The organism is Bacillus sp. RC242 (assembly GCF_044908245.1).
Taxonomy (GTDB): Bacteria; Bacillota; Bacilli; order Bacillales; family Bacillaceae_G; genus Bacillus_A; species Bacillus_A mycoides.
The window spans coordinates 246,693-252,692 of sequence record NZ_JBIYCZ010000007.1; the positions used below are offsets into that span (position 1 = coordinate 246,693).

The 6,000-nt window shown below is 31.2% G+C and carries 9 protein-coding genes; 2 read left to right on the forward strand and 7 right to left on the reverse strand.

Annotation, left to right across the window (positions count from 1 at the left end):
- Positions 1-9: 9 nt before the first annotated feature.
- Positions 10-444 carry a hypothetical protein gene (locus tag ABH957_RS16140; RefSeq protein ID WP_404511764.1) on the forward strand — a complete coding sequence of 145 codons (435 nt, stop codon included), beginning with the start codon at positions 10-12 and terminating at the stop codon, positions 442-444.
- A 234-nt stretch (positions 445-678) separates the two neighbouring features.
- On the opposite strand, the gene ABH957_RS16145 is transcribed toward ABH957_RS16140, so the two are convergent.
- The 3 genes from ABH957_RS16145 to ABH957_RS16155 form a co-directional block, all read right to left on the reverse strand.
- Positions 679-1,011 (reverse strand): DUF1904 family protein, encoded by a 333-nt coding sequence (locus ABH957_RS16145; protein ID WP_404511766.1) that lies wholly within the window; start codon positions 1,009-1,011, stop codon positions 679-681.
- Between the two features lie 654 nt (positions 1,012-1,665).
- Positions 1,666-1,866 (reverse strand): helix-turn-helix transcriptional regulator, encoded by a 201-nt coding sequence (locus ABH957_RS16150; protein ID WP_404511768.1) that lies wholly within the window; start codon positions 1,864-1,866, stop codon positions 1,666-1,668.
- Positions 1,835-2,215, reverse strand: coding sequence for a DUF3796 domain-containing protein (locus tag ABH957_RS16155; RefSeq protein ID WP_404511770.1), 381 nt, complete (start codon positions 2,213-2,215; stop codon positions 1,835-1,837). Before ABH957_RS16155 ends, ABH957_RS16150 begins: the two co-directional genes overlap by 32 nt.
- Positions 2,216-2,536: 321 nt before the next feature.
- On the opposite strand from ABH957_RS16155, the gene ABH957_RS16160 reads away from it, so the two are divergent.
- On the forward strand, positions 2,537-3,325 hold the full coding sequence (locus tag ABH957_RS16160) for a GNAT family N-acetyltransferase (RefSeq protein ID WP_404511772.1): 789 nt from the start codon (positions 2,537-2,539) through the stop codon (positions 3,323-3,325).
- Positions 3,326-3,474: 149 nt separating this feature from the next.
- Here the strand turns inward: ABH957_RS16160 and ABH957_RS16165 are convergent, their stop codons facing one another.
- The 4 genes from ABH957_RS16165 to ABH957_RS16180 form a co-directional block, all read right to left on the reverse strand.
- Entirely contained in the window at positions 3,475-3,804 is a 330-nt protein-coding gene (locus ABH957_RS16165) for a 6-aminohexanoate hydrolase (protein ID WP_404511774.1), read from the reverse strand.
- Between the two features lie 546 nt (positions 3,805-4,350).
- On the reverse strand, positions 4,351-4,791 hold the full coding sequence (locus ABH957_RS16170; RefSeq protein WP_404511776.1) for an EVE domain-containing protein: 441 nt from the start codon (positions 4,789-4,791) through the stop codon (positions 4,351-4,353).
- 4 nt (positions 4,792-4,795) lie between these two features.
- Positions 4,796-5,188: a rhodanese-like domain-containing protein gene (locus tag ABH957_RS16175; protein ID WP_404511778.1), complete on the reverse strand. Its 393-nt coding sequence runs from the start codon at positions 5,186-5,188 to the stop codon at positions 4,796-4,798.
- 5 nt (positions 5,189-5,193) lie between these two features.
- Complete coding sequence (locus tag ABH957_RS16180; protein WP_404511780.1) at positions 5,194-5,619, reverse strand: MarR family winged helix-turn-helix transcriptional regulator; 426 nt, start codon at positions 5,617-5,619, stop codon at positions 5,194-5,196.
- Positions 5,620-6,000 lie beyond the last annotated feature (381 nt).

Below are 6,000 nucleotides of genomic sequence, written 5' to 3' on the forward strand. Positions count from 1 at the left end.
AATTTAATATTGGAACAAGAAAAGATTGATATTTTAGCAGAAACCTTATTATGGGAGGTTATAACACAAAAAGTTGAAATGATAGAGCAGCTTCCCATTATGCTAAAAGGTATTGACTATTTAGTTGATTGGGCAGAAGTCATTTCAAAAACAACAGAAAGTGAAATTTTTGAATCAGATGCACCCAGTGTAATGGATTCTTTTGCCGTAGGAGAAAAAATTTTAATTGAGCTAGAGATGCCATGTCTTATATCAACATGGCAGGATAGAGAACAACTTCTGAGAATTACAACTACTGTGAAAGCAAAATGCTTAGTTTCTCATGCAGAAGTATATGATTGGAACAATATGAATAAAAAAGAGTTGTTAAATCGCCAAAAAGATGTGCAATTTGTAGAGTTAGACTATATAGATACTGAATGTGATGATATTCGTGCTTGTTGAATTAACTAAAACAATAAATTCCAGTTTTTGTTTTTACCGTTTTTTACATAAAGGGGTAGCCCCCAACCCATCAAGCTAATATTTTGATGTCCCCTAAAACAAAAATTTTATCTCTTCACAGTTAGTTGTCTATGAGAATTGAGTTCATTTTTTTATTTTGGATATTCGCTTTTCTTAGCTTGATGTCAATGTGGTTCTACCCATAATAATGTTACAAAAATCTTTCAAATAGCTCTAACTTGCACAATGCTTCCCGTTTATATAATACGCTGATTCTGTGAAAACCGTAAATACAACCTCTACTTCTGGAAGTCCAAAATCCATTACATATGTAGTAATGGCCTTGGCAAATCGATCACGAATTTCCTGTCCACGCTCGAACCATTTCACTTCAATAAGAGGAAATGCTACTATTTCTTCTCCATTGAATACAAACGTAGAACTTGGTAGTTCAAACGTAAAATTATCCGTACCACACTCACAAATCTCTGCTAGCTCTTCTACTAATGGCTTGCTTATGCGTTTTAATTGTTCAGTAGTAATTCCACGAAACACAACATGCGGCATGTGAATCCCTCCGTTAGATAGCTTTATATTTGCTCACATCATAACACAATTTATTTTACTGCACTAACACCTATTGGTAAATTTCAATGATATTCATTAAGAATGATCATATGTTATTGAAGCAATACATGTATTGTGACTATTTAAAACATTTGAGAGCTCGGTAATTGGGTAAATATAAAAAGCCTTATCATTCTCCCTGTAAGGAGGCATGAGGGAAGGCCTCTATTAGGAAAGGGATAGTTGCGCTTATATATTTTAAAAAGAAAAGACACCCTAAGGTGCCTTCCTCCGACTTGATAACCACTTTAATTTTAATAACATTGGATTTCCATCCGAATACTATTTTACCACGTTAAGTAATGTTGGTCATTGAGAAATTCAAATACGTAGTGTTCATATATAGTGACATCTAGGAGCATGCAAGATTTAATACAGTTTTTTATTTATCCAACAACAAAAAAGAACCCTAAAACCGTGCCAGGATAGGAATGTATAAAAAAATGCATAGGTCGATAGAACAAAGAAAGGAGGTTCCCTTGTAAGGGAAGATTCCTCCTTGTCCTTGCTACTGATAATGAGACGTTATGTTAACCGAGCATGAATAGAATATTCATCATTTTTTCTCTTGTATTCACTTGTACTAGAATTAAACTAGTCTTCAAACCAAAATAACACTTCAATAGGTGCTCTTAAAACTTTTGCAATAGCGTAAGCCAATTTTAATGAAGGGTTATATTTTCCGTTTTCGAGATTACCAATTGTTTCTCTTCTAACTCCAACCTTATTAGCTAAATCTCCTTGGGACATATTTAGCTTTACCCTATATTCTTTCATCCGAGTAATCAGCGTCATCCTGCATCCCTTTCTTTTCTCTACGTTCAAATATTTCTAAATTAATTACAAAAGTTCCTAACGGTATTACAACTGCAAGTACAACGAATAATCGAATTACATGTACATCTGCAAAAATAACAATACTTAAGATTAGTAAAACACCCGATACTAATGCTACGAAAAATGCCTTTGTGGCAGCAATGCGAACATTCAGGATAAAAAGTTCATCTGGTATAACTTTTGCATATAAAAAGAAGGAAAAGAAAGCGAAAAAGTAATATGTAAATGAAGTTTCACCTAAAAATGAAAGAGGACCTAAAAACCCTAGAAATCCAATAAATCCCAAGTAAGCTAGTTTATTTTTCATATAAAGTCTCCTTTGTGATGTATTTCGCTCTTTATGCGATAAATATATCACATAAAGAGCGAAATAAAAAGGAATTGAAACGGTACATCTTTGTTTCAAATTAATACTTTTAACTTCCGCTTTCGAGAATTATGTAAAAAAGCTAGCATGAATCTAGCTTTTTCTTTTTTAATTACGGGTATTTTACGTGAGGTCAATGTTTGTGAGGATTTGAAGGGTCTGGGATATATTTCGAACTAAAATACTGAAAATTAAAATATTTAAATGTATAATAAAGTACAAAAGATATTGAAGAGATAAATAGAGAAGAGGGAATATCGTATGACTAGTTTAAAAAATGTTCTTGAGCTTGATTTTGCATATCTTGAAACCTTTACTAGCCGAATAGAGAAATCATGGGGTTCTATATTTTGTAATGAAAGTAACCCATATTATTATGATGCAAATCATGCACATGTAAGTGTAGTAAGTTTAAATCCGCAAATGATAGTAGATGAAGTAGTTCATTTCTATAAGACTAAAAATATAGTGCCTAGATTTTATATATACAACTTAGATATGCAAGAAAAACTGATTTCTGAATTACAAATAAAGAATTTTGGATTTGAAGAATTAATAAGTCCAGTCCAATTATGGAATAAGAAATTAACTAAAAAAGATAAAAATGAAAAAGTTACTATTGAAAAGGTATCTAAATTAAATTTTGAAGAAGCTTTAGATATTGAATGTAATATAAAGGAGTTTGGGGGAGGTGAAGTTAGAAAAAAAGCTTTTCAAGAAGAATTCCAGCATCCAGCATTCACTCACTATCTACTTAGATACAATGGAATAGCATGTTCCATTGCTTGTATTTTTGAACATGAAAAACAGGCCCGTATGGAAAGTGTAGCTACAATTGAAAAGTTTAGAGGTAAAGGGTTAATAGGTGAACTTATTCATTTTATTCAAAGTGAAGTAATGCATAGAGGACTAGATAATCTTTGGGTGATTCCAATTAACGAAAAAGTAGAAAAAGTGTATGAAAAGTATGGATTTGAAACAGTAGAAAAAATTAAAACAGGGCATGCATTTTTAGAAGGAAAAAGCATTAAAGAGATTCACGAGGGATAGGGAAAATTAATCCACTTTGTTAAAAAATATTTAGTTAACAATTGTATTGAAAGTAAACTAATATCAAAAAGTTTACATTTGAAAATGAACAATAAAAAACAGTAGTGATTTTATACACTACTGTTTTTTTATTGTTTCTTATAAGTGAATTATTTATATTCCTGTCTATGTAATTTAAACGAATAAATAGCTCCAATAAAGAATACAAAAGCTTCAAATAATATAAAGATTTGACGGAAGTTCTCAATATCTTTACCAACTAAAGAAATAAATATAGCATTCATTAGAATTTGAGTAGTAAACATACGAGAAGTAATTTTTAAATAAATAGCATTTGTTCTTTCATCTGGTTTACCAATTTTTTTATAAATAATAATAAGTGCAATTACTGAACCCAAAAATAGAAGTGCTGTAAGTCCTACAACGATATTGAAATTGCCTGTACTTTCTAACATCCATTTATTTAATAAATCAATCATTATTATCTTCCTTTCCTACATAAGAGAATATTTCGTTCTTCTTTTTCACTATACCACTACTACTTCTTTACCGAGCGATTTTTTTAAAAGCAGGACAAGAACTTATGATATATAAGATTTTTCTTTTTGTTTACAAATAAAGAAAATTTGGATTTTAACAACCTCGGCGCAAAGGTGCATTATACTTTTTGGCTTCGGTTTTGGGGTGAAAGAATCTGGTATGTATTTTTCAAAGTTTGATAGGGATTTTGGGAATAAGTAAGGGAAGTATGTTGTAGGAGCAAGAAGGAAATAGAAAAAATTAGAATGATCAGAGAGAGCTTCCCCTGCATAAAACTTATTTTCGTGTAGATGTTATATAACCTTTATGCTATGAGAGGTTTCTTTTTACAAAATTGTTATGATATTTGTTATATTTTTTTTACATGATGTTTTCTACATAAGAAAGTTAATGGATTTTTTATAAACGCAACAGCCATTGAAATATAGATGGCTGTTGCGTCATAGCTTTTTGTAACAAACGAAAAGGAATGTTGTTTGCAAGAACTAATGGAATTCAATCTCTTCAATGCCAATCTCTTTTGCTATCAATATAAAGTCTTCTTTATTTATTTTAAGATGCCCATATCGAAATGGATAACCCCATCTTTGTTTATCTTGAATAAAAGATAGTTTATTGATAAGAGGGTGAATATTCACTTCTGTACAAGGACAAAAATCGATATTTCTACGAAATGGAACGAACCCATTCCCCATATCAAATTCATAAACATAATCATCCACTACTTTTCCGATTGCCGTGAACATTTGACAGGGATTTGCTTCTTGAAGATGATATCTAGGAGAATAATAAATAATCCAATCTCCTGCTTTCATTTTTTTCAAAGGAGAAGATTTCCCGTGACAAAGCTGGGCGAATCCACCTTCAGCTCCTTGTAACACATGATCTCTTGAAGCAACACCAATCCAGTAATTCGTTGGAGTCATTTTTCTAACACCCACACGATGAATCCGTATTTTCTTCTAAAGATAAAGCGGTAGTTGGAAAGTTCATTGTTTTCCAAGCGGCAATTCCGCCAGCAAGTTCTTTTACGGTATACCCATTTTCTAAGAGTAATACAGCAGATTTTGCCGCTGTATTACACCATACATCCCAGCAATATAAAACAATCATTTTATCTTTTGGCAATTCTGCTATACGTTTTTCTAATTCAAGTTGCGAGATTTCTAATGCACCTGTTATTTTTTCTTTTCTTAATACGGCTGGACCATTTCTCACATCGACTAATACATACTGGTCAGGATTATTTTTTTGAGCTTGTACATAATCCATTGGACTAAAAGTAGAAGCAATGCGACCTTTAAAAAATTCTATTTCCTGCATATTTATCATTCCTCTCTATGTTTTAAAATTTTTAATAAACATGTTTTAAAGAAAAGTTGTTCTTCTTTGTCTAAAGGAGATAAAATATCCATCTCCGATCGACATAATAATTCCCAGCAACTTTCTAGCACTTCTTTACCTTTGTCTGTAATTTGAATACAATATGATCTTCTATCTTGTGGATTTTTTGTGCGAATTAAATAGTGTAATGTTTCTAAGTGGTCAATAAAATCAACCATCGTTGTGCGGTCTATCTGTAATTCTTCTGCGATTTCCTTTTGGGAAAGGTTTGGTTTTTCATCAATTTTCATTAAGACACCATATTGTTTTGCGTTAATGTTATAAGGGGTTAATTTTTCAGCAAAATCTAATTCCAATAGTTGTTCTACTTTTCCTGTAAGGAACCCAAATGAATCTAATATTTTATACAAAAATAATCACCTCTAAAATAATCACTCTTACATATAATCAGTATAACTGATTATATGTAAGAGTCAAGATTAAAATGGTAAAAAATTCTATAAAAATAAAGTTGAGTACCTCACCTCTAAATGGGAGACTAATGCTTTCGAAATCTTCGTGTACAAATATTAAATGTTTGGACATGTTGTATTCGGTATTTGTAAGTATGCTAGTTTCAAAGAATAAATTTTTCTCGGTAAAAGGGTGATGCTTTTACAACAAGGAAAAATTTTTTCGGCAGCAAGCTAGTAATGGTATAATAAAAAAAGAAAAAGGAAAACATCGAACTTTCTTACAAACATTCGTGTATTCTTACAGTTTTGTCATTTTGTAAATGTATTCATCGCCTT